At 66.0% G+C, this 25,159-nt stretch carries 26 protein-coding genes; 12 read left to right on the top strand and 14 right to left on the bottom strand.

The features are described from left to right. Positions 1–24: 24 nt before the first annotated feature. Positions 25–606, bottom strand: a complete 582-nt coding sequence (locus N2605_RS07415) for a TetR/AcrR family transcriptional regulator (protein ID WP_036007209.1) — start codon at positions 604–606, stop codon at positions 25–27. Between the two features lie 85 nt (positions 607–691). On the opposite strand from N2605_RS07415, the gene N2605_RS07410 reads away from it, so the two are divergent. The 3 genes from N2605_RS07410 (at position 692) to N2605_RS07400 (ending at position 3,760) form a co-directional block, all read left to right on the top strand. Beyond that, a complete protein-coding gene (locus N2605_RS07410) occupies positions 692–1,432 on the top strand; it encodes a crotonase/enoyl-CoA hydratase family protein (protein ID WP_260346211.1) in 741 nt (246 codons plus the stop codon). 84 nt (positions 1,433–1,516) lie between these two features. Then, positions 1,517–2,152, top strand: a complete 636-nt coding sequence (upp, locus tag N2605_RS07405; protein WP_036007202.1) for a uracil phosphoribosyltransferase — start codon at positions 1,517–1,519, stop codon at positions 2,150–2,152. Positions 2,153–2,185: 33 nt separating this feature from the next. Further along, a complete protein-coding gene (locus N2605_RS07400) occupies positions 2,186–3,760 on the top strand; it encodes an AMP-binding protein (protein ID WP_260347424.1) in 1,575 nt (524 codons plus the stop codon). A 20-nt stretch (positions 3,761–3,780) separates the two neighbouring features. On the opposite strand, the gene N2605_RS07395 is transcribed toward N2605_RS07400, so the two are convergent. After that, a complete protein-coding gene (locus N2605_RS07395) occupies positions 3,781–4,947 on the bottom strand; it encodes an acyl-CoA dehydrogenase family protein (RefSeq protein WP_060735112.1) in 1,167 nt (388 codons plus the stop codon). A gap of 96 nt (positions 4,948–5,043) precedes the next feature. On the opposite strand from N2605_RS07395, the gene N2605_RS07390 reads away from it, so the two are divergent. After that, entirely contained in the window at positions 5,044–5,547 is a 504-nt protein-coding gene (locus N2605_RS07390; protein WP_341850358.1) for a MaoC family dehydratase, read from the top strand. Next, complete coding sequence (locus N2605_RS07385; protein ID WP_260346210.1) at positions 5,547–6,398, top strand: HpcH/HpaI aldolase/citrate lyase family protein; 852 nt, start codon at positions 5,547–5,549, stop codon at positions 6,396–6,398. Before N2605_RS07390 ends, N2605_RS07385 begins: the two co-directional genes overlap by 1 nt. 31 nt (positions 6,399–6,429) lie before the next feature. Here N2605_RS07385 and N2605_RS07380 read toward each other — a convergent pair whose 3' ends face one another. Beyond that, on the bottom strand, positions 6,430–6,831 hold the full coding sequence (locus N2605_RS07380; protein ID WP_192893299.1) for a hypothetical protein: 402 nt from the start codon (positions 6,829–6,831) through the stop codon (positions 6,430–6,432). A gap of 264 nt (positions 6,832–7,095) precedes the next feature. On the opposite strand from N2605_RS07380, the gene N2605_RS07375 reads away from it, so the two are divergent. Both N2605_RS07375 and N2605_RS07370 read left to right on the top strand, forming a co-directional pair. Further along, on the top strand, positions 7,096–7,314 hold the full coding sequence (locus N2605_RS07375) for a hypothetical protein (protein ID WP_225123961.1): 219 nt from the start codon (positions 7,096–7,098) through the stop codon (positions 7,312–7,314). Next, positions 7,311–7,487 (top strand): hypothetical protein, encoded by a 177-nt coding sequence (locus N2605_RS07370; protein ID WP_225112092.1) that lies wholly within the window; start codon positions 7,311–7,313, stop codon positions 7,485–7,487. The genes N2605_RS07375 and N2605_RS07370 overlap by 4 nt, the downstream gene beginning before the upstream one ends. A gap of 294 nt (positions 7,488–7,781) precedes the next feature. Here N2605_RS07370 and N2605_RS07365 read toward each other — a convergent pair whose 3' ends face one another. The 4 genes from N2605_RS07365 to N2605_RS07350 form a co-directional block, all read right to left on the bottom strand. Then, entirely contained in the window at positions 7,782–8,891 is a 1,110-nt protein-coding gene (locus N2605_RS07365) for a trypsin-like peptidase domain-containing protein (RefSeq protein ID WP_425248837.1), read from the bottom strand. Between the two features lie 161 nt (positions 8,892–9,052). Continuing rightward, entirely contained in the window at positions 9,053–9,388 is a 336-nt protein-coding gene (locus N2605_RS07360) for a hypothetical protein (RefSeq protein ID WP_124162497.1), read from the bottom strand. Between the two features lie 87 nt (positions 9,389–9,475). Then, positions 9,476–9,967 (bottom strand): Hsp20/alpha crystallin family protein, encoded by a 492-nt coding sequence (locus N2605_RS07355; RefSeq protein ID WP_036007189.1) that lies wholly within the window; start codon positions 9,965–9,967, stop codon positions 9,476–9,478. Positions 9,968–10,044: 77 nt separating this feature from the next. Then, positions 10,045–10,506, bottom strand: a complete 462-nt coding sequence (locus N2605_RS07350; protein WP_036007176.1) for an Hsp20 family protein — start codon at positions 10,504–10,506, stop codon at positions 10,045–10,047. A gap of 310 nt (positions 10,507–10,816) precedes the next feature. Here N2605_RS07350 and N2605_RS07345 point away from each other — a divergent pair, with 310 nt between their 5' ends. Next, on the top strand, positions 10,817–12,379 hold the full coding sequence (locus N2605_RS07345) for a glycosyl hydrolase family 79 N-terminal domain-containing protein (protein WP_260346209.1): 1,563 nt from the start codon (positions 10,817–10,819) through the stop codon (positions 12,377–12,379). Here the strand turns inward: N2605_RS07345 and N2605_RS07340 are convergent. Then, positions 12,368–13,669, bottom strand: a complete 1,302-nt coding sequence (locus N2605_RS07340; protein WP_260346208.1) for an MFS transporter — start codon at positions 13,667–13,669, stop codon at positions 12,368–12,370. The two genes, N2605_RS07345 and N2605_RS07340, sit on opposite strands and share 12 nt — an antisense overlap. 401 nt (positions 13,670–14,070) lie before the next feature. On the opposite strand from N2605_RS07340, the gene N2605_RS07335 reads away from it, so the two are divergent. The 3 genes from N2605_RS07335 (at position 14,071) to N2605_RS07325 (ending at position 17,899) form a co-directional block, all read left to right on the top strand. Further along, on the top strand, positions 14,071–15,285 hold the full coding sequence (locus N2605_RS07335; protein WP_260346207.1) for an ABC transporter substrate-binding protein: 1,215 nt from the start codon (positions 14,071–14,073) through the stop codon (positions 15,283–15,285). Positions 15,286–15,293: 8 nt separating this feature from the next. Beyond that, positions 15,294–17,027: an FAD-dependent oxidoreductase gene (locus N2605_RS07330; RefSeq protein WP_260346206.1), complete on the top strand. Its 1,734-nt coding sequence runs from the start codon at positions 15,294–15,296 to the stop codon at positions 17,025–17,027. A 77-nt stretch (positions 17,028–17,104) separates the two neighbouring features. Then, positions 17,105–17,899, top strand: coding sequence for an IclR family transcriptional regulator (locus N2605_RS07325; RefSeq protein ID WP_260346205.1), 795 nt, complete (start codon positions 17,105–17,107; stop codon positions 17,897–17,899). 152 nt (positions 17,900–18,051) lie between these two features. Here the strand turns inward: N2605_RS07325 and N2605_RS07320 are convergent, their stop codons facing one another. The 4 genes from N2605_RS07320 to N2605_RS07305 are packed head-to-tail and all read right to left on the bottom strand — an operon-like array spanning position 18,052 to position 22,553. Continuing rightward, the gene (locus tag N2605_RS07320; RefSeq protein WP_260346204.1) at positions 18,052–18,831 is read right to left on the bottom strand and encodes an SDR family NAD(P)-dependent oxidoreductase; all 780 of its coding nucleotides are present in this window, start codon (positions 18,829–18,831) and stop codon (positions 18,052–18,054) included. Positions 18,832–18,871: 40 nt separating this feature from the next. Beyond that, positions 18,872–19,612: an aspartate/glutamate racemase family protein gene (locus tag N2605_RS07315; RefSeq protein ID WP_225134472.1), complete on the bottom strand. Its 741-nt coding sequence runs from the start codon at positions 19,610–19,612 to the stop codon at positions 18,872–18,874. A 9-nt stretch (positions 19,613–19,621) separates the two neighbouring features. Then, on the bottom strand, positions 19,622–20,887 hold the full coding sequence (locus N2605_RS07310; protein WP_260346203.1) for an NAD(P)/FAD-dependent oxidoreductase: 1,266 nt from the start codon (positions 20,885–20,887) through the stop codon (positions 19,622–19,624). A gap of 4 nt (positions 20,888–20,891) precedes the next feature. Next, positions 20,892–22,553: a thiamine pyrophosphate-binding protein gene (locus tag N2605_RS07305; protein ID WP_260346202.1), complete on the bottom strand. Its 1,662-nt coding sequence runs from the start codon at positions 22,551–22,553 to the stop codon at positions 20,892–20,894. Positions 22,554–22,766: 213 nt separating this feature from the next. Here N2605_RS07305 and N2605_RS07300 point away from each other — a divergent pair, with 213 nt between their 5' ends. Next, positions 22,767–23,456, top strand: a complete 690-nt coding sequence (locus tag N2605_RS07300) for an aspartate/glutamate racemase family protein (RefSeq protein ID WP_260346201.1) — start codon at positions 22,767–22,769, stop codon at positions 23,454–23,456. A 58-nt stretch (positions 23,457–23,514) separates the two neighbouring features. Here N2605_RS07300 and N2605_RS07295 read toward each other — a convergent pair whose 3' ends face one another. Together N2605_RS07295 and N2605_RS07290 are read right to left on the bottom strand one after the other, a co-directional pair. Further along, positions 23,515–24,300: an ABC transporter permease gene (locus N2605_RS07295; RefSeq protein ID WP_036027377.1), complete on the bottom strand. Its 786-nt coding sequence runs from the start codon at positions 24,298–24,300 to the stop codon at positions 23,515–23,517. Continuing rightward, the gene (locus N2605_RS07290) at positions 24,297–25,109 is read right to left on the bottom strand and encodes an ABC transporter permease (protein WP_260346200.1); all 813 of its coding nucleotides are present in this window, start codon (positions 25,107–25,109) and stop codon (positions 24,297–24,299) included. Before N2605_RS07290 ends, N2605_RS07295 begins: the two co-directional genes overlap by 4 nt. Between the last annotated feature and the right edge of the window lie 50 nt (positions 25,110–25,159).

The following is a 25,159-nucleotide window of genomic DNA, read 5'->3' as shown; positions in this document are numbered from 1 at the left end:
GATGATCTTTCGCGGCCTCAGCGGCTAGCTCCTCACCTCCGCCTCGATCAGTCGCGCCAGCTCCGACGCGGTGACCTCGATCGGCCGGCCGCTGCGCTCGACGCGGGCCTGGATCAGCGCGCCCTGGAGCGCCGACGTGCAGAGCACCGCCAGCGCCTCCGCCCGCGGCCTGGCAAACCCGTCGGCGACGAGCTTGTCACGCAGGATCGATAGCCGTGCCGCATAGGCCTTGCGACCGGCCTCCGACACGGCGCGCTCGCGCGGCGCCAGCTCGAGCAGCACGGTCGTGATCGGGCAGCCATTGCGGAAGCCGGAGCCCTGCATCCAGCCTGCCAGCAGTCTGGCGTGGGCGCGCAAGAGCTCGCCGGTCGAGCCGCACTCTGCCGCGAGCTCGGCGACCGTCGCCGCGACGCGGCGGCCCGCCTCCTCCACCGCCGCCACCGCGATCGAGGATTTTCCGTCCGGAAAGTAATGATAGAGCGACCCCTTCGGCGCGCCGCTGACGTCGACGATGTCGTTGAGGCCGGTGCGGGCAAATCCCTGGCGGCGGAATAGCGTCACCGCGGCATTGATGATGGGCTGACGGTGCTTCGGCACGGCCGGCATGGCACTCTCCTCCGCTCGGAAATTATATTGATTGGTCTACATCAGCCTCCGACAGTCAAGGCATGACAATGACGGAGAGAGGCAGATGCCTGAGAGAGTGACCTATGAACTGAACGACGGCGTGGCGCGGATCGGGCTCGACGACGGCAAGGTCAACGTGATGTCGGCCGCGATGCTGGGCGAGATCGGCGCCGCCTTCGACCGCGCCGAGACGGAGGCGGAGATCGTGGTGCTGCGCTCGGGCCGGCCAGGCATCTTTTCCGCGGGCTTCGATCTGAAAGTGTTCGCCTCGGGCGATGCTGCCAAGAGCCTGGAGATGGTCCGGGCCGGCGCCGAGCTTGCGCTGCGGCTGATGTCGTTTCCGCATCCGACCATCGGCGTGATGGAGGGCCATGCTTACCCGATGGGAACGTTCCTGCTGCTCGCCTGCGACGTCAGGCTGGGCGCGCGCGGACCGCACCGCATGGGGCTGAACGAGGTGGCGATCGGCATCGCGCCTCCCAGCTTTGCCATCGAGCTCGCGCGCAGCCGGCTGCATCCGGCCTGGCTCAGCCGTACCGTCACGCTTGGCGAGATGTACGAGCCCGAGGCGGCGCAGACGGCCGGCTTTCTCGATCGCGTGGTTGCACCTGAGATGGTCGACGCCACGATCGAGACGATCATCACCGGCCTGCGCGCCATCCACATGCCGTCGCATGCCACCGCAAAGCGGCGCCTGCGCCAGGGAGCCATGGACGCCATGCGCGCGGCGATCGACCGCGAGCTGACCATGGCTGCCTATGAGGCAAGCAACCGCGCGCGCAGCGCAGTCGCGCTGCCCGGTTGAGGCCGGCTATCCCGCGGCAAAGGCGTTGCCTAAAACTACCTGGCCGATCTGGCGCAGTTTCACGGAACCGTGTAGAGCGCTTTCATGAGCACAGGCAATGTCAACGTCGTCGCCCACCCCCTGGTCCAGCACAAGCTCTCCCTGATGCGGGAGAAGGACCGCTCGACCAAGAGCTTTCGCGAGATCCTGAACGAGATCGGGATGCTGCTGGCCTACGAGGTGACGCGCGACCTGCCGCTGGAGCTGGTGGACATCGAGACGCCGATCGCGCCGATGCAGGCACCCAAGATCGCCGGCAAGAAGCTCACGCTGGCGCCGATCCTGCGCGCCGGCGTCGGCTTTCTCGACGGCATGCTCGCCCTGATGCCGTCGGCGCGCATCGCCCATATCGGGCTCTACCGCGACCCCGAGACGTTGCAGGCCGTGGAATATTACTTCAAGGCGCCGCAGGACCTGTCCGACCGCACCGTGATCCTGATGGATCCGATGCTGGCGACCGGCAATTCCGCCTGCGCCGGCGCGTCCCTGCTCAAGGCTCGCGGCGCCCGCGACATCCGCTTCGTCTGCCTCCTGGCCGCGCCCGAGGGCATCGCCAAGTTCCAGAGCGAGCATCCCGACGTGCCGATCTGGACCGCCGCGATCGACGAGCGGCTCAACGACCACGGCTATATCGTGCCAGGCCTGGGCGACGCCGGCGACCGGATGTTCGGCACCAAGTAGACAGGTTTGCACGACCGGGTTAGTCCGATGGCCATGAGTGCCAACGATTTTTCGCTGCAATCGCTGCTCCGGATCAAGACCGCCGCCGACCCTGCCCTGGTATTCGACGGCACAGCCGTCTCTCGCGCGGAATTCTCGGCGAAGATCGAGCAGAGCGCCGCCTGGCTAGCCGCGCAAGGCATCGGCAAGGGCGACGTCGTCGCGGTCTGGCTGGTCAACCGGGTCGAATGGCTGGCACTGCTGTTCGCCGCCGCACGGCTCGGTGCCGTCGCCGCCGCCGTCAATACGCGCTATCGCAGCGCGGAGGTCGCGCACCTGCTCAAGCTATCAGGCGCGAAGCTCATGGTGGTCGAGGCGGCATTCCGCGCGATCGACTTTGCCGCCATCCTCGCCGATGTCGCCGAGGCCGAAGTGCCCGCGCTGCAACGGCTTGCCGTGGTCGGCGCGGATGCGATCCCATCACGCTGGCCCTGCGTGCGGTTCGATGCGTTCGAGACGTCTTACCCGCCCCCTCCGCCGATCCAGGATGATGTCGACCTGCCCGTGCTGCTCTACACCACGTCGGGCACGACCAAGGGGCCGAAGCTGGTCGCGCATTCGCAGCGGACGCTGGCGAGGCACGCCGCCTCCGTCGCTCACGCACTCCAGCTCGATCACCACCGTCATTCGCTGCTGGCGATGCTGCCGTTCTGCGGCACGTTTGGCATGACGAGCCTGCTCGGCTTCCTCGCCGCCGGCGCGACCATTCATGTGCTCGATGCCTTCGAGGCAGCGCCGGCGCTGCAGATCCTCAGCACGCAACCGATCACGCATTCCTTCGGTTCGGACGAGATGTTCCGCCGTATCCTCGCTCTGACCGATGCGCCGCGCCCGTTTCCGCATCTCGAAGTCTGCGGCTTCGCTGCATTCCAGCCCGGCTGGCGCGAGCTGGCCGCGGAAGCCGAAGCGCGCGGCCTGAAGCTGTTCGGGCTCTACGGGTCGAGCGAGGTGCAGGCGCTGTTCTCGATCGGCCGCCTCAGTGATGCCTTTGCCGATCGGATCGAGGGCGGCGGCTGGCCGATGTCGCCGGAGGCGAAAGTCCGCGTGCGCGATGTCGAGACCGGAGAACTTGCGGCCAGCGGCATCTCCGGCGAGATCGAGATCAGCGCACCCTCGCGCTTCCTCGGCTATTTCAACAATCCGGAGGCAACACGCGAGGCGATCACCGCCGATGGGTTCTTCCGCACCGGCGACATCGGCCGGCTGCGCGGCGACGGGTCGTTCGTCTACGAGACTCGCGCCGGCGATGCGATGCGCCTCGGTGGCTTCCTGGTCGCGCCCGGTGAGATCGAGGACGAGCTCAAATCCTGCGCCGGTGTCGCCGACGCCCAGGTTGTCGCCGTCGATCTCAAGGGCCAGGCGCGCTGCGTCGCCTTCGTGATCCCGACAAGTGAGCCGCCCATGCAGGAGACGCTGATCGCGCGTCTGCGCGAGCGGCTCGCCGGTTACAAGGTGCCGGCGCGGATCTATGTCGTGGACGCCTTCCCGGTCACCGACAGCGCCAACGGCGTGAAGATCCAGCGCGCCCGGCTTCGCGCCATGGCGATGGAGCGGATCGCCGCCGAATAGACCCGTTCAGCACGACTTGTTCAGTACGATTTGGCGAGCCCCAGCACCTTTTCCGCGATAAAGCTGAGCGCGAGCTGCGGGCTGACCGGCGCGATGCGCGGGATCAGCACTTCACGCAAATAACGTTCGACATGGAATTCCTTGGCATAGCCGAAGCCGCCATGGGTCATCACCGCCTGCTCGCAGGCCGAGAAGCCCGCTTCTCCCGCCAGATACTTTGCAGCATTGGCCGCCGCGCCGCAGGGCATGCCCTTGTCGTATTGCCAGGCCGCCGACATCACCATCAGCCAGGCCGCCTCGAGCTCGACCCAGTTCACCGCAAGCGGATGCTGGATGCCCTGGTTCTTGCCGATCGGCCGGTTGAACACCACGCGCGTCTTGGCGTATTCGGTCGCGCGCGACAGCGCGAGTTTTCCCAAACCGACAGCCTCGGCCGCGATGAGAATGCGCTCCGGATTCATGCCTTCGAGGATGTACTCGAAGCCTTTGCCCTCCTCGCCGATGCGATCCTCCATCGGGATCTCGAAGTCCTCGAAGAACAGCTCGTTGGAATCGACGATCTTGCGGCCCATCTTTTCGATCTCGTGGACCTTGATCCTGTTGCGGTCGAAATCGGTGTAGAACAGGCTGAGCCCGTGGGTGGGCGAGCGCACCTCTTCCAGGGGCGTGGTGCGCGCCAGCAGCAAAATCTTGTGCGCGACCTGCGCCGTCGAGATCCACACCTTCTGACCATTGACGATGTAGCGGTCGTTCTTGGCGACCGCGCGGGTCTTGAGCTGGGTGGTGTTGAGGCCGGTGTTGGGCTCGGTGACGGCGAAGCACGCCTTCTCGCGGCCCTCGACCATCGGCGGCAGCATGCGCCTGCGCTGCTCCTCGGTGCCGAACACGACGACGGGGTTGAGCCCGAACACGTTGATGTGCACCGCCGAGGCACCGGACATGCCGGCGCCCGACTCGGCAATGGTGCGCATCATGATCGCAGCTTCCGTGATGCCGAGCCCGGAGCCGCCATACTCTTCCGGCACGCAGATGCCGAGCCAGCCGGCGTCCGCCAGCGCCTTGTGGAAGTCGTGCGGGAAGCCGCCGTCGTGGTCCTTCTTCAGCCAATAGGCGTCGGGAAAGCCTTCGCAGATCTTGGCGATGGCGTCGCGAATGGCTTCCTGCTGATCGGTGAGCGCGAAATCCATGGTCTTGATCTCCCTTCGCCAAGCGTTCTTTAGCTCGAAAAACTGCAGGCAGATACGTGAATTTGCCCGCGAAGTGTGTCTACCATGCATGGGGTCATGCGGCGCGACGTGACGCGCGCGCCGTTATTTCGCAGGGAGGAAACCGCGATGGCCGGACTTTATTTCGAGGACTTTTCCGTGGGCCAGGAGTTCAGGCATCCGCTGACCCGGACCGTCACGGAGATGGACAACACCATGTTCAGCCTGCTGACGCTCAACCCGCAGCCGCTGCACATCGACGCGCATTTCGCCGAGAAGACCGAGTTCGGCCAGCGCATTTTCAACAGCCTATACACCCTCGGCATCATGATCGGCATGACGGTCTATGATACGACCTTAGGGACTACCGTCGCCAATCTCGGCATGACCGACGTCACCTTTCCGAAGCCGGTCTTCCATGGCGACACGTTGCGGGCCACGACAAAGGTGCTCTCTGTGCGCGAATCCAGATCGCGGCCCAAGGCCGGCATCGTCGAGTTCGAGCACCATGCCCTGAACCAGAACGACGAGATTGTCGGCAAATGCCGCCGCATGGCGATGATGCACAAGAGGCCGGTCTGATGCGTTCGATGCTGTTCGTGCCGGGCGATTCCCCGCGCAAATTCGAGAAGGCGAGCGAAGGCAAGGCCGACGCGCTGATCATCGATCTCGAGGATTCCGTCGTCACCGAGAAGAAGGCGGAGGCGCGTGAGCTCACGCTCTCGATGCTGAAGAGCCGCCCCGGCCCGCATCAGCTCTATGTCCGCGTCAACGCGCTCGACACCGGCATGACGCTGGCCGATCTTGCCGCGGTGATGCCGGGCAGGCCTGACGGCATCGTGCTGCCGAAATCGCAAGGCGGCGACGACGTGCGACAGGTCGCGACCTGGCTCGAGGCTTTGGAAGCGGCGTCCGGCATCGCGATCGGCGCGACCCGCATCGTCTGCGTCGCGACGGAGACCGCCGGCTCGATCTTCGGCCTCGGCAGCTACAAGGGCTGCTCCCCTCGCCTCGCCGGACTGATGTGGGGCGCGGAAGATCTCTCCGCCTCGCTCGGCGCTACCGAGAAGGCGAGCGGCGGCGTGTTCCACAGCCCCTATCGCCTGGCGCGGGATCTCTGCCTGATCGCGGCGGCAGCCGCCGAGGTCGCGCCGATCGACACTGTTTACACCGACATCGACAATCTCGCCGGCCTCGAGCAGGAGACGCGTGCCGCGCGGCGCGACGGTTTTTCGGCCAAGGCGCTGATCCACCCCAAGCATGTCGACATCGTCAACGCGGCCTTCGCGCCGACGGAGGCCGAGCGCGCCTGGGCGGAGAAGGTGATCGCGGCGTTCGCGAGCAATCCCAATTCCGGCACGCTGCGGCTCGACGGTCAGATGATCGACAAGCCGCACCTTCGCGCGGCGATGAAGGTTCTCGGCCAGTCCTAGAGCGGGACGCAAGCCGGGCCGGCTGCCGGCCTCAGTCGAACCCCTGAACGGGCGGTGCCGAGGAATGCGCCGGCGCGGCAGGCGCGGCTTGAACCGGCGGAGCCTGGACCGGCGGGGCCGGATTGCCGGCAGCTCTCATCTGGCCGTTGGCGGCCATTGCCTCGCGCGTGCGCGACGGGCTACCGGTCGCGGCGGCGCGACGCGGCGGCGGCTGCCGGTGCCTGGCCGACTGCGAGCCTCTCAGGCCCCAGGACCGGGCGATCGAAGGTCCGGCCGTGTAGCCGATCAAGGCGCCGGCGACCGCACCCACCGGCCCAAGCACGACCGCACCCGAGACCGCGCCGAGCGCCGCGTCGCCTGCGCGCTCCTGCGCGAGCGCGCCCGCGGGCACGCAGGCCAGCATTGCGACAGCAGTGATCAGTGCCTTGTTCATCGGAGCGCCTCCCTCGCGACAGATCACTCCTGCTCAAATATGGCCACACGAGGTTCGCTTGCCGGCCAACAAAAGGCAATCGCGCCCGGAACCCGGGCGTCCGGACAGCTCGATTGGCCGACCATCGATCTCCAGGAGCCAGCGACAAGGACAGGCGCGCCAACATCTTGACACCGCTCACCCGCTGAATATTTTTTTGCCGAGAAGAGATCTTCTCATCCTCGCAAACCAAAGGATCTAACGCGACCGTCTGGAGAGACGACGATGCTCGATGAGAATTTGGCCCGCATTCGTGCGCACCGCAACAACATCCACCGCTACCGGCGCCTGCTGAAGACCAGGCTGTCGCAGCTCGAGCGCCAATTCATCGAGAGGCGACTTGCCGAAGAGCGATCGGCGCTCGATGGCCTGACCGCCACCACCTTTCCCGTCGGCTTCCGCGCCGCCGAAGCGCCGGCGAACGCGTTGGGGATGGCGCAATGAACAGCCAACGCGACCTGCTCATCCGCGGCAGCGAGAAGGTCATCGGCCATTACGAGCTGCTTCTTGCCAGCGCCAAGAGCGAGCATGAGCGCCAGCTTTATCGCCAGCGCATCGAACGCGAGCGGCGGCTGATCCGGGACCTGCAAGGCGAATGGGATCACCGCGCGGCCTGAGCTGGGAGATCACGCCTCCCCGGCACCGTCGCAGGGAGGGCTATCGCATTTGAGAGCTCTCCCCTGCGGCCATCCTTCGAGACGCTCGCTTGAGGCGGGCTCCTCAGGATGAGGACGGAGTGTGTGGCTGCAGTTTCAAGAGGCACTGACGCTGATGAGCCTCATCCTGAGGAGGCGCGTAAGCGCCGTCTCGAAGGACGAGGCGTGCGCAACGACCGCCATCACAAGTCATATGCCATAGCCCTGCCGTCGCAGGGACGAACCGCTTCCGCGGTTCGTCCCTGCGCATTCGTTTCAGCGGACGAGGCGATTGGGGCCTGCGAGTGCGCTGCTCGTGCCGGCTGCGGGCGCCACTCTCACCGTGGCGGTGAACGGCGCACCGTTGCGTAGCAGCGTGAGCTTCACGTCCTCGCCGATCCGCGCCAGGCCGATCGTGTTGCGGAGCTGGGCGGCAGTGCGGATCGGGCGGTCGTCGGCGCCGGTCACGACATCGCCCTTGCGCAGGCCGGCCTTCTCTGCGGGCGAATCCGCCGCGATCTCGGCGATGACGGCGCCCTGATTCAATCCCTTGTTGACCGACGGATGCAGGTCCTTCAGCGAAATGCCGATGCGGCCGCGCTCGACCCGGCCGCTCACGATGATCTGCTCCATCACCTTGCGCGCCATGTTGACCGGAATGGCAAAGCCGATGCCGACGTTGCCGCCCGCGGGCGAGATGATCGCCGAGTTGATGCCGACGAGCTCGCCACGCAGGCTGACCAGCGCGCCGCCGGAATTGCCGGGATTGATCGCCGCGTCGGTCTGGATGAAATCCTCATAGCCCTGCTTGCCGAGGCCGGTGCGGCCCAGCGCGCTGACGAGCCCCGAGGTCACGGTCTGGCCGAGGCCGAAGGGATTGCCGATCGCGAGGACGAAATCGCCGACATCGAGCCCGTCGCTGTCGCCGAAGGCAAGCGCCTTGAGCCCGACCGGGTTCTGAACCTGGAGCACCGCGACATCCGTGGGCGGATCACGGCCGATCACCTTGGCGGAGAACTGCCGGCCGTCCTTGGTCGTGATCTGAACGGCGGATGTGCCCTCGACCACGTGATTGTTGGTCAGCACATAGCCGCGCTGGGCGTCGACGATGACCCCGGAGCCGGTCGCATTGACCTCCTTCTCGATCTGCCGGGGAACGTCGAAGAACTCGCGAAACAGCGGATCGCGATAGAGCGGATTGTCCTCGCGCACGCGGCCGTGCACGGAGATATTGACCACGGCGGGCGTCACCTGGCGCACCAGCGGCGCCAGGGTCGGCACCGGGCCGCCGGTCTTCACATCCGGGATCTGGCCGGCGGCAGGCTGCGACGCCGTGAGCGTCAGCATCAGCAAGGCCAGGAACAGCAGACGCACAGCATTCATCATCGTCACCCTGCCGCTTGTGTTGTGGGGAGTTTCGAAACCTTCGTGGCTTCAGCCTTCGTCGCCTGACGCGACGATCCAGCCTTGCAGGGCCAGAAGCGGGACAGTCCAGGCTGCCGCGGCCTGACCGAGCAGCACGAGAGCGAGGACGGTGGGCGTGACTATCATGCCGCCTGCCCTTCTGCGGCGGCCCATGGCCGCCGCAGCCGCATCGGCACGCCGCCGCCCCGCGGCGGATCATCATTGTCATTGTCGCCGTCGAGCTTGCGCAAGGCGGCCAGAATGTCGGCGAGCCGGACCGTGTGGCTCATGCCGGGAATCTCGCGCAAGGCGGGACAGGATTCGACCGCATACATGTCCGATGCCCAGGACGACAGGATGACGCGCTTCTCGGGCGACGAGAGCTCCTCGGCATTCAGGACGTCGGCAGGCGAGTCGTAGTGGGCGGCGGGATGAAACAGCGGATTGAGAGTGCCGGAATTGGTATTCACGTTGGTCATCGATGGGTCTCCCACATGCTCCTTTCCAGGGGGACGGCTTGTTGACGATGAGACGGCGGCGCCACATCGCCGCCGTCTCACCTGACGTTAGTGCGTATTGATCGCGATGCGCTTGACGCCTTCGCGTGCCTTCTCCGATTTCGGCAGCGACACGGTCAGGACGCCATTCCTAAACGACGCCTCTGCCTTGTCCTCCTCGACACCCTCCAGCGGAATCTGCCGTTCGAAGGCGCCGTAATAGCACTCGGTGAAGAACCTGCCTTCGCCGTTGCGCTCCGCCTTCTTCTCGCCGCGGACGGTCAGCACGCCATTGGCGATCTCGACCTGAACGTCCTTCTCCGTCAGGCCGGGAAGCTCGGCCGAGACGGTCAGCGTCTTGTCGGTCTCGCTGAGCTCGACCTTCGGCCAGCCGAAACGGCCCTCCATCAGCGGCGACAGGCTGGTCGCCCCGAAGCCGCGGAAGACATCGTCGAACAGACGGTTCATCTCGCGGTGAAGCGTCAGGAACGGATCGAAATTGTCGCGCGCCGGCGCAAGCTCCTGGTTCTTCGACCAGGGAATGAGATCACGAAAAGCCATGGTACCCTCCTTCATGCATCGGAAAGCGCGGCCCGCGCACGCGCGCGCCGCGTTCCGCTACCTGTTCGATCGAGCGCTCAGGCTGCTTTCTTCTGCTCGATCTGCGTTGCCGCAGGAGCGCCGCCCGCGATCGGAATGCGGCGCGGCTTCATGGCTTCCGGAACCTCGCGGACGAGGTCGATGATCAGGAGCCCGTCCTGGAACGAGGCCTGCTTCACCTGGACATAGTCGGCGAGGTTGAACACGCGCCGGAACGGACGCGCGGCGATGCCCTGGTAGAGGTATTCGCGCGCAGCCGTCTCGGGCTTCTTGCCCTCGATGGTGAGCGCGTTCTGTTCGGCCGTCACGGTGATGTCGTTGGCGCCGAAGCCTGCCACGGCAAGGCTGATCCGGTAATGGTCTTCGCCGGAACGCTCGATGTTGTAGGGGGGATAATTGTCCTCGGTCGCCTGGCGCAGCGTGCTGTCGACGAGGTCGGCCAGGTGGTCGAAGCCGATGGTGGAGCGCCACAGCGGCGCAAAGTCAAAGCTGGTCCTCATAACCAAGTCCTCCAAAGAGCAAGATGGATACGAAGGAGCGCAAGGCGGGATTTCAGACGGGTCCGAAAGACCAACCCGGCGCCCGTGCCGGACCCGGTTGGCATCCGACACACCGCTCTCGCGGCGAAAAACGACTTAGAAAACCGCAAACCGGTTTCAAGAGGGGCCAACGGATTTTTTTTCGACCCCATCGATGGTCCGCCGAGCCCGGACGCACTCGGCGGCAACGGCAAGGTAAAAAAGGGGTAAAATGGGCGGGTCGAGGGTAAGGCCAGGTTGCCTCCGCGCGTCTGGCCCCGGGGCAACGCGCATGACGAACCAGGCGGCAGCACACCGCAGACCAGGGACCCGACCGCGTCCGGCCGGGCGCACGGCCGGCGCGATTGCCCTGCTGGCCGCCGCAACCACCTTTGCGGCGCAGGCCGACGACATTGCCATCTCGCCTGCCGGGCTAAAGACGCTCGGAACGATCGATGCGCGCTTTCAATCCTACAACATCGAGATGGTGGAGGTGACCGGCGGACGGTTCTGGAAGCCTTATCCGCGAACCGCACGTGCGTTCGACGAACGGGATCGTTACAGCGCGCGGCCGCCGATCGATCTTGCCAATGCGCGACTGCGCCTGCTCGCCGCGGCGTTGTCGCCGGCCTATTTGCGCGTGAGCGGCACCTGGGCCAATGCGACGTTCTTTGCCGAGGCGCCGGGAGAGCCACCGCCGGGATTCAACACGGTGCTCAGCCGAGCGCAGTGGCGCGGCGTCGTGGAGTTCGCGCATGCGGTCGATGCGGAGATCGTCACCTCCTTTGCGATCAGTCCCGGCAGCCGCGATGACCACGGCATATGGAAGCCGGATCAGGCGCAGCAGCTGGTCGACACCACGCGCGCTCTGGGTGGGCGCATCGCCGCCGCCGAATTCATGAACGAGCCGACGCTCGCAGCGACGGGCGGTGCACCGGCGGGCTATGACGCGGCCGCGTATGGCCGCGACTTCAAGGTCTTTCGCGAGTGGATGCGGCGCGCCGCACCGGAGACGCTGATCCTCGGTCCCGGCTCGGTCGGCGATGCACCATCGCCGTCCGGAGCGGGGCTCACCACGCGGGACCTGCTTGCCGCATCCGGTCCCGGCGTCGATCGGTTCTCTTATCACCATTACAACACGATCTCACCGCGATGCGGCGGGCACGACGATCCGGCGCAGGCCCTCTCGGAGCAATGGCTGGGCCGCACGGATACGACACTCCGGACCTACCAGGCGCTGCGCGACGCATTCGAGCCGGGCAAGTCGATCTGGCTGACCGAGACGGCTGATGCCGTCTGCGGCGGCGGCTTATGGGACCGGACTTTTCTGGACACGTTCCGCTACCTCGACCAGCTCGGACGCCTGGCGAGGGCCGGCGTCCAAGTGGTGATGCACAACACGCTGGCTGCCAGCGATTACGGCCTGCTCGACGAAACAACGTTCCGGCCGCGGCCGAGCTATTGGGCCGCGCTGCTCTGGCGCCGGCTGATGGGAACGATCGTGCTCGACGCAGGCAAACCTGCTGCGCGCGATCTCCATCTTTACGCGCATTGCCACCCAGCCACGACAGGCGCGGTGTCGCTGCTCGCAATCAACACGTCGCGCGGCACATCGCGCACGCTATCGCTGCCGGATTCCGCCGAGCGGTACACGCTGCACGCAGCGCAGTTGCAGGGTACGATTGTGCAGTTGAACGGCAAGAGGCTCGCGCTGACCCCTGAGGGCCAGCTGCCCCGGCTCGAGGCACGCGCAGCACCGCCGGGAACGGTCAGACTTGCGCCAACGACCATCACCTTCCTGGTGTTTCGGAACGCTGCAAATCCGGCTTGCTTGTCCCGACGCTCAGGATCTTAGCGCTCCCCGCGCCGTCTCCGGCGCCAGCAGCGTCGCGACGATCGTGATGACCGACAGCGCGACGATGTAGACCGACACCGCCCAGTACGATCCGGCCCAGGCCAGCAGCGCCGCCGCGATCAGCGGCGAGAAGCCGCCGCTGAGCGCCGCCGCGACGTTGGCGCCGAGCGAGGCGCCGCTGTAGCGCACCTGGGTGCGGAACAGCTCCGGCATGAACGCGGCCTTCGGCCCGAACAGCAGCGCATGGGTGAGCGTCATCGTGACGACGAGCGCAAGCGTGATCAGCGCCGGCTCCCTGGTGTCGAGGAACCAGAACAGCGGAAACGCCAGGGCCACCGAGAAGACGCCGCCGGCCAGATACAGCGCCTTGCGTCCGAAGATGTCGGACAGCCAGCCGGCCAGCGGCAGCGTCGCGAACTCGACGATCGCGGCATAGACCACGGCATCCAGGATCACCTGCCGGGGCAGGCCGAGCCTGGTCGTCGCGTAAACCACCGTGAACACGGTGAGGAGATAAGCGAGCCCGACCTCCGATACCGTGATGCCGATCGCGAGCAGAAAGCTGCGCCAGTCGCGGCGCAGCACTTCGAGGGCCGGCTGCGCCAGCACCTCCTTGCGCTCGACGATCTCCTTGAAGTGAGGCGTCTCGGCGAGCTTGAGCCGCACGATGAAGCCGACGCCGACCAGCAGAATGCTGATCAGGAACGGCACGCGCCAGCCCCAGCTGAGGAAGTCCGCCTCGGGCAGCTTCGTCATCAGGGCGAAGATGCCGGTGGAGGCGGCGACGCCGACGGGGAAGCCGACCTGCACCAGGCTGCCGTAGAAGCCGCGGCGATTGCCGGCGTGCTCGATCACCATCACGACCGCGCCGCTCCACTCGCCCCCGAGCCCGATGCCCTGAACGAAACGGAGGATCACGAGCAGGATCGGGGCCCAGACGCCGATCTGATCGTAGGTCGGCAGGCAGCCGATCAGGAAGGTGCCGAACCCCATCGCGATCATGGTCGCAACCAGCATGGTCTTGCGGCCGAGCCGGTCGCCGTAATGGCCGATGATGGCACCGCCGATCGGCCGCGCGACGAAGCCGACCGCATAGGTCGAGAATGCCGCCAGCGTGCCGACAAAGGGATCGAAGCTCGGGAAGAACAGCTTGTTGAAGACCAGCGCCGCCGCCGTGCCGTAGATCAGGAAATCGTACCACTCGATCGCGGTGCCGAGCGCACTCGCCCACACCACATGCGCCGTCGTCGATCTTTCCGCGGAAGCGGAGACCCCCGTTGCTGTCGTCATGCCCTGCCCCAAAGGATTCCGGACGGCATCATGGCCAAGCCTTGTGACGGCTGCAATCTGTGGAGGTGTTGCCTCCCACAGGATTACGGCGCGGGATTTGTGCGCAGGTCGCGCACCACCCGTCATTGCGAGGAGCCCTTGCGACGAAGCAATCCAGACCGCCTCCGCGGAAAGACTCTGGATTGCTTCGCGGAGCCTGTCATCGGGCCGCGCTTCGCGCGGACCCGGTGGCTCGCAATGACGGGTGTTGAGGCAGGAGCGCTCCTTAAGGGGCATCATCCGGCCATCGTGGAACCGGCCCGACAGCCGTTATTCGCCATTGACAAACTAATTCGCCATTATCTAATTTCCCTCCACAACGACCCCGCCGCACCAAGCGGCCAAAAAGAGAGGAAACGATAATGAGAGGGCTTCTGGCCTGCGCCGTGCTCGCGGCCATGACTTCGGCTGCCATGACCACAGGCGCCAGCGCGCAAGTGTCCGACGACGCGGTGCGGATCGGCGTGCTGACGGACCTGTCGAGCTGGGGCCGCGACAACTCTGGGCCGGGCTCGGTCGAGGCCGCAAAGATGGCCGTGGAGGAATTCGGGCCGACCGTGCTGGGCAAGCCGATCGAGATCATCAGCGCCGACCACCAGATGAAGACGGACGTCGGCGTTCAGATCGCCCGCGGCTGGTTCGACAACGGCAAGGTCGACGCCGTCGTCGACATCCCCAATTCCGGCATCGCCATCGCCGTGCACAACATGGTGCGCGAGCGGGGCAAGGTCGCGCTGCTCTCCGGTCCCGGCGCGAGCTCGCTGACCGATGAGCTGTGCAGCCCGAACACCGTGCACTTCACTTACGACACCTACGCGCTGTCGAAGGTGACGGCCTCCGCCGTGATCCGGGAAGGCGGCAAATCCTGGTACTTCATCACGGCCGATTATGCCTTCGGCCATCAACTCGAGAAGGACGCCACGCGCTTCATCAACGAGATGGACGGCAAGGTGCTCGGCGGCGTCAAGCATCCGACCAACACCGCCGACTTCTCCTCCTTCGCGCTGCAGGCGCAGAGCTCGAAATCCGATGTGGTCGCCTTCGCCAATGCCGGCCAGGACACGGATAACGCCATCAAGCAGTCCGGCGAGTTCGGCCTGGTCCAGGGCGGCCAGAAGCTGGTCGGCCTGTTGATGTTCGACACCGACGTGCACGCGATCGGCCTGAAGGCCGCGCAGGGCACCTACATGACCACGGCGTCCTACTGGGCCATGGACGAGGCCACGCGCGCCTGGTCGAAGAAGTTCTACGAGCGCACCAAGGTGATGCCGACCATGATTCAGACCGGCGTCTACGGCGCGGTGCTGCACTATCTCAAGGCGATCAAGGCGGCCGGCACCGACGATTCCGCCAAGGTGATGGCGAAGATGCGCGAGCTGCCGATCGACGATATCTTCGTCCATGGCGGCAAGTTGCGCGAGGACGGCCGCGTCATCCGCGACATGTATCTCGCCAAGGTGAAGACACCCGCGCAGTCCAAGGAGCCGTGGGATTATCTGGACATCGTCAAGACCGTGAAGGGCGATGACGCCTTCCGTCCGGTCTCCGAGTCCAAATGTCCGCTCCTGAAGAAGTGAGGCCCGATATGGCTGGCAACGAGCATGGCACCATGGAGACGTACGAGTGCGACGTGCTCGTGGCCGGATCGGGTTGCTCTGGCATGTCGGCCGCGATCACCGCGCGTCATCGCGGGCTTGACGTGCTGATCGTCGAGAAGGAGCCGCGCTTCGGCGGCACCACGGCCCGTTCCGGCGGCTGGCTCTGGATCCCCGGCACGTCGCTGGCTAAGGCGTACGGCATCGAAGAGACGCCGGAACAGGCTCGCACGTATTTGCGGCATGAGGCCGGCAACAACTACGACGCAGCACGCGTCGATGCCTTTCTGAGCGCCGGCCCTGAAGCTGTCGATTTCTTCACCACCAAGACCGCGCTGCGCTTCGACATGCCGCTGGTGTTTCCCGACTACCATGCCGAAGCGCCCGGCGGCGCCCAGGGCGGCCGCTCCATGGTGACGCGCCCGTTCGACGGCCGCGAGCTCGGCAATCTCATCAAATCGCTCGGCATGCCGCTGCCCGAGCTCACCGTGTTCGGCATGATGCTCGGAAGCGGCAAGGAGATCATCCACTTCATGCGGGTGACGAAGTCGCTGACCTCGGCGGTCTATGTCGCGAAGCGCCTGACGCGGCATTTCATGGACGTGCTGCGCTATGGCCGCGGCATGACGCTCACCAACGGCAATGCGCTCGCAGGCCGCCTCGCAAAGTCAGCGCTCGACCTGAAGATTCCGATGTGGCTGTCCTCGCCGGTGCGCGAACTGACGGTCGAGAACGGCGCCGTGACCGGCGCCATCGTCTCGCGCGAGGGACGCGAGGTGCGCGTTCGTGCACGACAGGGCGTTGTGCTCGCCTGCGGCGGCTTTCCGCATGACGTCGGGCGGCGCAGGAAGATGTTCCCGCATGCGCCGACCGGCGTTGAGCATTATTCGCCCGGGCCTACGGGCAATACCGGCGACGGCTTGCGCCTTGCAGAAGGCGCCGGCGGCCGCATCGAGGACCGCCTGCCGAACGCGGCGGCCTGGGTGCCGGTATCGCTGACCACGCGCAAGGACGGCTCCAAGGGAGTGATGCCGCACTTCATCGATCGCGCCAAGCCCGGCGTGATCGCGGTGATGCGCGACGGCAGGCGTTTCGCCAATGAGGGCAATTCCTATCACGACTTCGTCCAGGCCATGATCAAGGCCGCCAAGCCTGGCGAGGAGATCGCCGCATTTCTCGTCTGCGATCACAAGACGCTGCGCAAATACGGCCTCGGCTGCGTGCCGCCGTTCCCGATGCCGCTGGGTCATCATTTGAAGACCGGCTATCTCATGCGCGGCGATACGCTGGAAGCGCTGGCGGCGAAAGCCGGGATCGACGCCAAGGCGTTCGCCGAAACGGTCAGGCAGTTCAATGTGACGGCGCCGCTGGGACAGGACGCCGCCTTCGGCAAGGGCTCGAAGGCCTATAACCGCTACCAGGGCGATGCGCTGCACGGCCCCAACCCCTGCGTCGCACCGATCGAGAACGGACCGTTCTACGCCATCAAGATGGTGATCGGCGATCTCGGCACCTATGCCGGCATCGTCACCGACGCGAACGCACGGGCGCTCGATGCCGAAGGACGGGTGATTCCCGGTCTCTATGCCGCCGGCAACGACATGGCGAGCATCATGGGCGGCAATTATCCGGGCGCCGGCATCACGCTTGGGCCGGCGCTGACCTTCGGCTACATTGCCGGCAGACATCTTGCCGACAGCGCCGCCAAGCGCGACGCGGCGTAGAGCATGATCCGGAAAAGTGTGCAGCGGTTTTCCGAAGAGACCATGCTCAAACAACGACTCAGGCGCATCGGAGGCGCATGAAGAGAGAGAGCCGCGGTATCCAGTCGATCGAGGTCGGCGGCGAATTGCTTCGCGCGCTCGCCCGCAGCAGCGAGCCGATGATGCTGCGCGATCTCGCGCGCGAGGCCGGCATGACGCCGGCCAAGGCGCATCCCTATCTCGCCAGCTTCTCCCGCATCGGCCTGATCGAGCAGGACGAGAGCACCGGCCGCTACGAGATCGGCGCGCTGGCGCTGGAGCTCGGCCTGATCAGCCTGCGCCGCCTCTCGGGCGTGCGCATCGCGCGTCCCAAGATCGCGGGCCTTGCGAGCCAGATCGGCCACGCCGTCTCGCTCGCGGTCTGGGGCACGCACGGCCCGACCGTGGTGCAGCTCGAAGAGCCGGCCCAGCCGGTGCACATCGTGATGCGCGTCGGCTCGGTGATGGCGCTCTTGGAGACCGCGACGGGCCGCGCGTTTGCCGCGTTCCTGCCGGAGAAGACCATCAGGGCCGCGCTCGACAGCGGCCTCGACCGCCACGGCGTCGGCTACAACCCGAAGCGCACCGTGAAGGGGGCCAAGGTCGCCGACATGCTCGCCGAGGTGCGCAAGCACGGTCTCGCCCGCGCGCTCGGCGATCCCCTACCTGGCGTGAACGCGTTCGCCGCGCCGGTGTTCGATCATTCCGGCCACGTCGCGCTGGTCATCACCGCGATGGGCCCGGAAGGCACTTTCGACGCGCGCTGGGACAGCCCGATCGCGCACGCGCTGCGCGACTGCGCGGGGGCCATCTCCAAGCGGCTCGGTCACGGGCTGACGGTTGCGGCGGAGTGAGGGCAGACTGCCCGCCTCACGACGACTGTCATTCCCCGCGAAGGCGGGGAATCCAGTACGCCGCGGCCCATCGATTCAATCACGACCGCCTCGGAATACTGGATCGCCCGGTCAAGCCGGGCGATGACAGCGAGAGTGGGGCGACAACGGCCCTACTTCTCCTTCACCGGCACCGTGTAATTCAGGACCAGTCGGCCGCCGTCCGGATAGATCGTCTGCCCGGTGATATAGGACGCATCGTCGCTGGCAAGGAAGGCCACGACGGAGGCCACCTCGCTCGGCTCGCCGCCGCGGCCCGCCGGCGTGCGCGACAGCACGGTCTTGCGCGCATCCTCGGACGTGTAGATCGCGGAAGCCACCATGTCGGTCAGGATCGTGCCCGGCCCGACCGCGACGACACGAATGTTGTGCGGGGCCAGCGCGACGGCGGCGACCGATGTCAGCTGCTTCATGCCGCCCTTTGACATGGCGTAGGTCGCCAGCGCCGGGATCGCCAGTAGCGCGTTCACCGAGGACATGTTGATGATGACCCCGCCGCCGCCTTGCGCGATCATTTGCCTCGCCGCCGCCTGCACGCCGAAGAACGCGCCCTTCAGATTGATGCCGAGGATCTCGTCGAACTCCTCCTCGGTGATGTCGAGAATGTCGCGATTGCGGGCGACGCCGGCATTGTTGACCATGATGTCGAGCCGGCCGAACTCCTTCACCGCGGTCGCGACCAGCTGATCCACGTCCGCGCGCTTGGCGACATTGCCGACGACAGTGCGTAGCGCATCCGGCCGCCCGAGCTCGGCGGCAGTCGCCGCCAAACCCTCGGCATCGACATCGGAGATGACGACCTTGACGCCGTCGTCCAAAAATCTCTTTGCGCAGGCCTTGCCGATGCCGCGCGCCGCGCCGGTGATGGCCGCGACCTTGCCGGATAGTTTCATGGGTTCACTCCTGCAACTTGTAACGATCTCTCGGACGCATTCACGCAAAGACGCGCGGGCGCAGCCCGGCATGAAACCAGGTGATCATGGAATAGATGTCATAGACGGGCAATCCGACCTCAGCCTGAAGCGCGGCGGCATAAGGCGGCATGTTGGTGCATTCGAGGACGATGGCGCCGACATCCGGATGCTTGGCAACGAGCTCCTTGCCGGCCTCGACCACGTCGCGCTCGGCTTGTGCGATGTCCATATCGTCCTTCTCGGCCTTGATCAGGACACGGAAGAACTCCTTGCCATTCTCGGTGCCGACCAGCGGCGTGTCGAGCGGAACGCCGGCACCCTCGAGATGGGCCGGCGTCAAGGTCGAGCCCGACACCGTGACCAGGCCGACGCGCTTGCCCGGCGGCAGGGTCGCTTGCACCCACGGCACCTGCATCAGCGATGACGTCGCGACGGGAACGCCGACGGCGGCCGCGATCTCCTTCTGGAACAGCGAGAGGAAGCCGCAATTGGTGGTGATGGCCTCCGCCCCCAGCCGCACCAGATCCTTGGCCGCATCGATGAAATCGGGCAAGAGGCCGGCCGCGCCCTTCAGCACGACCTTTTCGGGCGAGGCGCCGCTCACCACGCGATAGAGCACCGGGAATGGCCATGTCGTGCCGTTGCCCATGTCGCCGGGAATGCGGGGAAAGCGCGCTTCCAGCATCAGGATGCCGAGCGGCGCGCCGTAGATGGCCTTGCCGCCACGGGCGATACGGGAGGAGTTGCCGGGATCGGTCATGGTGCGCTCTCAGAGGAAACGATCGGGCGCGAACGGCGCGAGTGGAATCTCCGGCGCCTTGCCGCTCACGAGCTGGGCGACCAGACGGCCGGTGCGGGCCGAGCCGACCAGGCCGACATGGCCGTGGCCGAACGCATAGACGATGTCGCGGGAGGCGCGCGCATAGCCGATGCAGGGACGTCCGTCCGGCATGCTCGGCCGATGGCCGAACCAAGTCTTGACGCGCGAGGCCGGAAGATCCTTCGGCAATTTGGGGAACATGCTGACGAGGTGGTTGCGCAGGATCTCGGCGCGCTTCCAGTTCGGCGCGGCCTCGAGGCCCGCGATCTCGACCGTCCCGGCGGCACGCAGGCCCTTGTTGGTCCAGTTCACCACCAGCTTGGCGTCGGAGGCCATCATCGAGCTGCGCGGACCTGCTTCCGGATTCTCGATCACGACATGATAGCCACGCTCGGTCTCGAGCGGAAGGGGATCGCCGACCGACGCTGTGAGCTGCTTCGAACGGGCACCGGCCGCGACCACCGCGGCATCGCAAGCAATCTCGCCGGTCTCGGTGACGACAGCGACGAGCTTGCCGCCGCTGAGCTTCAGCCCGGTCGCCTTGGCGCGTACGTGCTTCGCGCCGCTCGCAATCGCATGATTGGCAAGGGCTGCAACATAAGCGCCGGGATCGCGGCAGCGCCCGGCCTCCTCCACCACGACACCGAAGGTGTAGCGCGGATCCAGATCCGGCTCACGTTGGCGCATCTCGTCGGCATTGAGCTCCAGCCATTCGACGCCGACCTTCTTGCGCAGGCGCCAGCCGAGATCATTGTCGAAATTGCCGCGCGAGGTGAACACGTGCATCACGCCGTTGCGCTCGATCAATTCAGGGACGCCGGCTTCTTCCGCGAGCTTCCTGTGCAGCAGCGGCGCGTCCTTCAGGAGATCGCGCAGCGCGAACGCCGTGGTCTCGACCCGCGCCGCGGTCCAGCCCGAGAGCAGATATTTGATCAGCCAGGGCAGCGCCTTCGGCAAGTATGACCAGCGGATCGCGAGCGGGCCGAGCGGGTCCAGGAGATAGCCCGGCACCTTCCTCCAGACACCCGGCTCCGCCGGTGGAATCACCGAATGCGACGACAGCCAGCCGGCATTGCCGTAGCTCGCCGCCTGTTCGCCGCCGGGCTCGCCAGGATCGATCAGCGTGACGCGGTGGCCCTCGCGCAGCGCCTCGATGGCGCTGATCACGCCGACCGCGCCGGCTCCGATGATGGCGACGTTGCGGCCTTCAGGCATCGCCCTAAGCCTTCACTGCGGGCGTAAAATCCTTTCCGACCGAGATCGCCCTGGGATCGATGATGCAGTGGAGGATCGACGGCTTGCCCGAGGCGAGCGCGCGCTCGAACGCCGGTGCGAACTCCTCGGTGCGCTCGACACGCTCGCCATGGCCGCCGAACGCCTTCGCATACATCGCGAAATCCGGGTTCTTGAGCTGGGTGCCGACGACGCGGCCGGGATAGTCGCGCTCCTGGTGCATGCGGATGGTGCCGTATTGCGCATTGTCGATGATGATGACGATCAGTGGCGCGTCGTACTGCACGGCGGTGGCGAACTCCTGGCCGTTCATCAGGAAGCAGCCGTCGCCCGCAAACGCGACCACGACACGATCCGGGTATTGCCGCTTGGCCAGCACACCCGCCGGCACGCCATAGCCCATCGAGCCCGAGGTCGGCGCGAGCTGGGCGGCAAAGCTGTGGAAGCGGTGATGGCGATGGATCCAGCCGGCGTAGTTGCCGGCGCCGTTGCAGACGATCGCGTCCTTCGGCAGGCGGTCGCGCAGCCAGGTCATCACCTCGCCGTACTGGAACCTGCCCGGCAGCTCGCGCGCCTTCCCGGTCCAGGCCAGATAATCCGCATGCGCCTTGGCGGCCTCGCCCTTCCACGCCACCGCAACTGACGGCTTCAGCGTCTCGACCGCGGCGGCGAAGGCGGCAGGCGTCGCCTGGATCGCCAGATCAGGCTGATAGATGCGGCCGAGCTCTTCGGAGCCCGGATGGACATGGATCAGCTTCTGCTTCGGATTGGGAATGTCGAGCAGCGTATAGGACGAAGACGGCATCTCCGACATGCGACCGCCGATGAGCAGGAGGACGTCCGCATTGTCGATGCGCGCCTTCAGGCCAGGGCTCGGCCCGATGCCGAGGTCGCCGGCATAATGCGAATGGTCGGCATCGATCAGCGAAGCCCGGCGGAACGAGGTCGCGACCGGCAGGTCGAACCGCTCGGCGAACCGCGCGATGCTCTTGGTCGCCTCGTCGGTCCAGCGCGAGCCGCCGAGAATGACGAGTGGCGCCTTGGCGCCGGCCAGCATGGCGCCAAGCTTCTCGATATCGGCCGGCGCCGGCCAGCTCACGGCGGGCTCGATGCGCATGGCGTCCGCCACCGCCGCCGTCTCGGTTAGCATGTTCTCCGGCAGCGCGATCACCACGGGACCGGGGCGGCCCTGCATGGCGACGCGGAAGGCACGCGCGACCAGCTCCGGAATGCGGTCGGGGCGATCGATCTCGACCGCCCATTTCGCCATCGAGCCGAACACCGCCTTGTAGTCGAGCTCCTGGAACGCCTCGCGCTCGCGCATGCCGGTGTCGACCTGGCCGACGAACAGGATCATCGGCGTCGAATCCTGCATCGCGATGTGAACGCCGTGGCTGGCATTGGTGGCACCGGGGCCGCGTGTGACGAAGCAGACGCCGGGCCGCCCCGTGAGCTTGCCATAGGCCTCCGCCATCATCGCCGCACCGCCTTCGGCGCGGCAGATCACGACGTCGATCGGGCTGTCATGCAACGCATCGAGCGCCGCCAGATAGCTCTCGCCCGGCACGCAGGTGACGCGCTCGACGCCCTGGGCGACGAGCTGATCGATCAGGATCTGGCCCCCGGTGCGGGTGTTGCGAATGGTCATGTCGGCTCCCTCAAGACTTCGGCGATACGCAATTGTTCGGGAACTGGCCTAAGACAGGCCGAGAGCGTGTGCAAGGTCGAAAGGCTTCTCGCAGCCTGCGCAGGCGTCATGCCCGTCCCTGCCGTTTGCACTACAGGCCCTGCCGCGGCCATGATGGCGAGGTTCGGCATCTTCGTCTACGATCCCTCTGAATCACTGTTCGGGAGCACCGGAATGCAAACCATTGGCCTGATCGGCGGCATGAGCTGGGAGAGCACCGCGCTTTACTACAAGCTCATCAACGAGCGGGTCCGCGACCGCATCGGCAAGCTGCATTCGGCCCCGCTTCTGATGTATTCCTACGATTTCGAGGAGATCAAGCAGATGCAATATGCCGGCCGCTGGCAGGAAGCCGCGGCGAGCCTGGCCGAGGTCGCGCGGCTGCTCGAAAGTGCCGGCGCCCGGGCGATCGTGCTGTGCACGAACACGATGCATAAATTGGCGCCGGAGATCATATCCAGCGTCAACGTTCCGTTCATCCACATCGGCGATGCGACGGCCGAGCGGATCCGGGCCAAGGGATACGGCCGCGTCGGGTTGCTTGGCACCAAGTTCACGATGGAGGAAGACTTCTACATCGACCGATTGCGCGCGCACGGTCTCGACGTCCTGGTCCCTCCCGCGGACGAGCGCGCCGAGGTGAACCGCATCATCTACGACGAGCTGTGCCTCGGCAACGTCGCCGTGCCCTCGCGCCAGCGCTACCAGGAGGTGATGGCGGCGCTCGTCGCCGGCGGCGCCGAGTGCATCATCCTCGGCTGCACCGAGATCACCATGCTGGTCGGCCCCGACGACATTTCGGTCGAGACCTTCGACACCACGGCCATTCACGCCGAGACGGCCGCCGATTTCGCGATCGGGTGAATTGATCTCCTCGGTCCAGCCCGTGCCGCGGTCGAGGTCCTGGGGACGTGGACTATCCTCACCCGCTCCGCTTCTGTCGCGCGCTCGCCAGCAGCACCAGCATGAATGAGGCCGCCGTCATCAAGGTCGAGATCGCGGCGATGGTCGGATCGATCTCGTCGCGCAGCGCGGTGAACATGCGCTTGGTCAACGGCTGATACTGGCCGCCGGAAATGAACAGCGCGACGATGGTCTCGTCCATCGCCGAGATGAAGGCGAAGATTCCGCCCGCAACCACGCTGGACTTGATCTGCGGCAGCGTCACCGCGAAGAAGCTGCGCAGGCGGTTCATGCCGAGGCTGCGCGCCACCATCTCCTGCGCGGGATCGAAACTCTGCAGGCCCGCGAGCACCGAGATGACGACATAGGGCAGGCCCAACATCACGTTCGCCAGCACGAGGCCGGGCATGGTCGCGACCAGACCGACCTTGGCATAGACGAAGAAGATACCGACGGCGGTGATGATGATCGGTACCACCAGCGGCAACAGCAGCGCCAAGTGGATCAGCCTCATGATGCGCAGCTTCGACTGGCTGATGGCATAGGCAGCGGCCACCCCGAACGGGGTCGCGATCACGACGGTAAGGAGGGCGACCGTCAGCGTCACCCGCGTCGCCTGCATCCAGGCGGGATTTGAGAAATATTGCTGGTACCAGCGCAGCGAAAAGGACGGTGGCGGAAAGGTGAGAAAGCGCGCGCTGGAGAACGAGATCGGCGCAATAATTAGAACGGGGAGGATCAGATAGACCAGCACCAGCGCGCTGACCACGTAGAGGGCGATCCGTGCGGGCGAGGCGCGCATCATTTCTGCCCCAACACGCGGTCGAGCGAGATGAAGCGGCTGACGACGAAGAAGATCACGAGCACACTGATGAGCAGCACCACCGCGACCGCGCTCGCCGCCCCGAACTGGTTGTAGAGCTCGACATTGCGGCTCACCAGCATCGACACCATCACGGTGCGGCCGCCGCCGAGTAGCTCCGGCGTGATGTAGAAGCCGAGGCAGAGCACGAACACCATGGTGCAGCCGGCGAGCACGCCCGGCAGCGACAGCGGCAGGAACACGCGCATGAAGGTGAGCGACGGGCTCGCGCCCAGGCTGGCGCCGGCCTGCATGAGATCGTTCGGAATCTTCTGCATGGTGGCGTAGAGCGGCAACACCATGAAGGGCAGCAGGATGTGCACGGTCGCAACCACCGTGCCAAAGGTGTTGTGGACCAGCGCGAGCGGCTCGGAGATGACATCGAGGTAGCGCAGGAGCTGGTTGATCACGCCGGTGCGCTGCAGCAGCGCCAGCCAGGCATAGGCGCGGACCAGCACGCTGGTCCAGAACGGCAGCACGACCAGCGAGAGGATGACGATGCTCCACCCTTTCGGCACCGAATTGGCAAGGTAGGCCACGGGATAGCCGAGCAGCAGCGCGATTGCCGTGACCGCGAGGCTGATCTCGAAGGTCAGCGCAAAGCTGCGCCAGTAGACGTCTTCGGTGAAGACGCGGCGATAGTTCTCCAGCGTGAAGCCGTCGTGGTAGATCGACTGCCAGGCCAGCCAGCCGACCGGCAGCAGGATCAGAGCCAGGATCACCAGCAGCGCCGGCGACACCAGTGCCAGCATCAGGCCGTGCTCACGGCGCTGATGTTTTTGGGAGGGATCTGGCACTGAAG

This window comes from Bradyrhizobium yuanmingense, from assembly GCF_025200905.1.
Lineage (GTDB): Bacteria > Pseudomonadota > Alphaproteobacteria > Rhizobiales > Xanthobacteraceae > Bradyrhizobium > Bradyrhizobium yuanmingense.
Note: the sequence above shows the minus strand (reverse complement) of the source record. Positions and strands in the feature narration are given on the sequence as shown.

Bases quoted from the DNA above. Each gene is read 5' to 3' on its own strand.
- N2605_RS07415 (WP_036007209.1), bottom strand. From the start codon at position 606: ATGCCGGCCGTGCCGAAGCACCGTCAGCCCATCATCAATGCCGCGGTG.
- N2605_RS07410 (WP_260346211.1), top strand. From the start codon at position 692: ATGCCTGAGAGAGTGACCTATGAACTGAACGACGGCGTGGCGCGGATC.
- upp (WP_036007202.1), top strand. From the start codon at position 1,517: ATGAGCACAGGCAATGTCAACGTCGTCGCCCACCCCCTGGTCCAGCAC.
- N2605_RS07400 (WP_260347424.1), top strand. From the start codon at position 2,186: ATGAGTGCCAACGATTTTTCGCTGCAATCGCTGCTCCGGATCAAGACC.
- N2605_RS07395 (WP_060735112.1), bottom strand. From the start codon at position 4,947: ATGGATTTCGCGCTCACCGATCAGCAGGAAGCCATTCGCGACGCCATC.
- N2605_RS07390 (WP_341850358.1), top strand. From the start codon at position 5,044: ATGCGGCGCGACGTGACGCGCGCGCCGTTATTTCGCAGGGAGGAAACC.
- N2605_RS07385 (WP_260346210.1), top strand. From the start codon at position 5,547: ATGCGTTCGATGCTGTTCGTGCCGGGCGATTCCCCGCGCAAATTCGAG.
- N2605_RS07380 (WP_192893299.1), bottom strand. From the start codon at position 6,831: ATGAACAAGGCACTGATCACTGCTGTCGCAATGCTGGCCTGCGTGCCC.
- N2605_RS07375 (WP_225123961.1), top strand. From the start codon at position 7,096: ATGCTCGATGAGAATTTGGCCCGCATTCGTGCGCACCGCAACAACATC.
- N2605_RS07370 (WP_225112092.1), top strand. From the start codon at position 7,311: ATGAACAGCCAACGCGACCTGCTCATCCGCGGCAGCGAGAAGGTCATC.
- N2605_RS07365 (WP_425248837.1), bottom strand. From the start codon at position 8,891: ATGATGAATGCTGTGCGTCTGCTGTTCCTGGCCTTGCTGATGCTGACG.
- N2605_RS07360 (WP_124162497.1), bottom strand. From the start codon at position 9,388: ATGACCAACGTGAATACCAATTCCGGCACTCTCAATCCGCTGTTTCAT.
- N2605_RS07355 (WP_036007189.1), bottom strand. From the start codon at position 9,967: ATGGCTTTTCGTGATCTCATTCCCTGGTCGAAGAACCAGGAGCTTGCG.
- N2605_RS07350 (WP_036007176.1), bottom strand. From the start codon at position 10,506: ATGAGGACCAGCTTTGACTTTGCGCCGCTGTGGCGCTCCACCATCGGC.
- N2605_RS07345 (WP_260346209.1), top strand. From the start codon at position 10,817: ATGACGAACCAGGCGGCAGCACACCGCAGACCAGGGACCCGACCGCGT.
- N2605_RS07340 (WP_260346208.1), bottom strand. From the start codon at position 13,669: ATGACGACAGCAACGGGGGTCTCCGCTTCCGCGGAAAGATCGACGACG.
- N2605_RS07335 (WP_260346207.1), top strand. From the start codon at position 14,071: ATGAGAGGGCTTCTGGCCTGCGCCGTGCTCGCGGCCATGACTTCGGCT.
- N2605_RS07330 (WP_260346206.1), top strand. From the start codon at position 15,294: ATGGCTGGCAACGAGCATGGCACCATGGAGACGTACGAGTGCGACGTG.
- N2605_RS07325 (WP_260346205.1), top strand. From the start codon at position 17,105: ATGAAGAGAGAGAGCCGCGGTATCCAGTCGATCGAGGTCGGCGGCGAA.
- N2605_RS07320 (WP_260346204.1), bottom strand. From the start codon at position 18,831: ATGAAACTATCCGGCAAGGTCGCGGCCATCACCGGCGCGGCGCGCGGC.
- N2605_RS07315 (WP_225134472.1), bottom strand. From the start codon at position 19,612: ATGACCGATCCCGGCAACTCCTCCCGTATCGCCCGTGGCGGCAAGGCC.
- N2605_RS07310 (WP_260346203.1), bottom strand. From the start codon at position 20,887: ATGCCTGAAGGCCGCAACGTCGCCATCATCGGAGCCGGCGCGGTCGGC.
- N2605_RS07305 (WP_260346202.1), bottom strand. From the start codon at position 22,553: ATGACCATTCGCAACACCCGCACCGGGGGCCAGATCCTGATCGATCAG.
- N2605_RS07300 (WP_260346201.1), top strand. From the start codon at position 22,767: ATGCAAACCATTGGCCTGATCGGCGGCATGAGCTGGGAGAGCACCGCG.
- N2605_RS07295 (WP_036027377.1), bottom strand. From the start codon at position 24,300: ATGATGCGCGCCTCGCCCGCACGGATCGCCCTCTACGTGGTCAGCGCG.
- N2605_RS07290 (WP_260346200.1), bottom strand. From the start codon at position 25,109: ATGCTGGCACTGGTGTCGCCGGCGCTGCTGGTGATCCTGGCTCTGATC.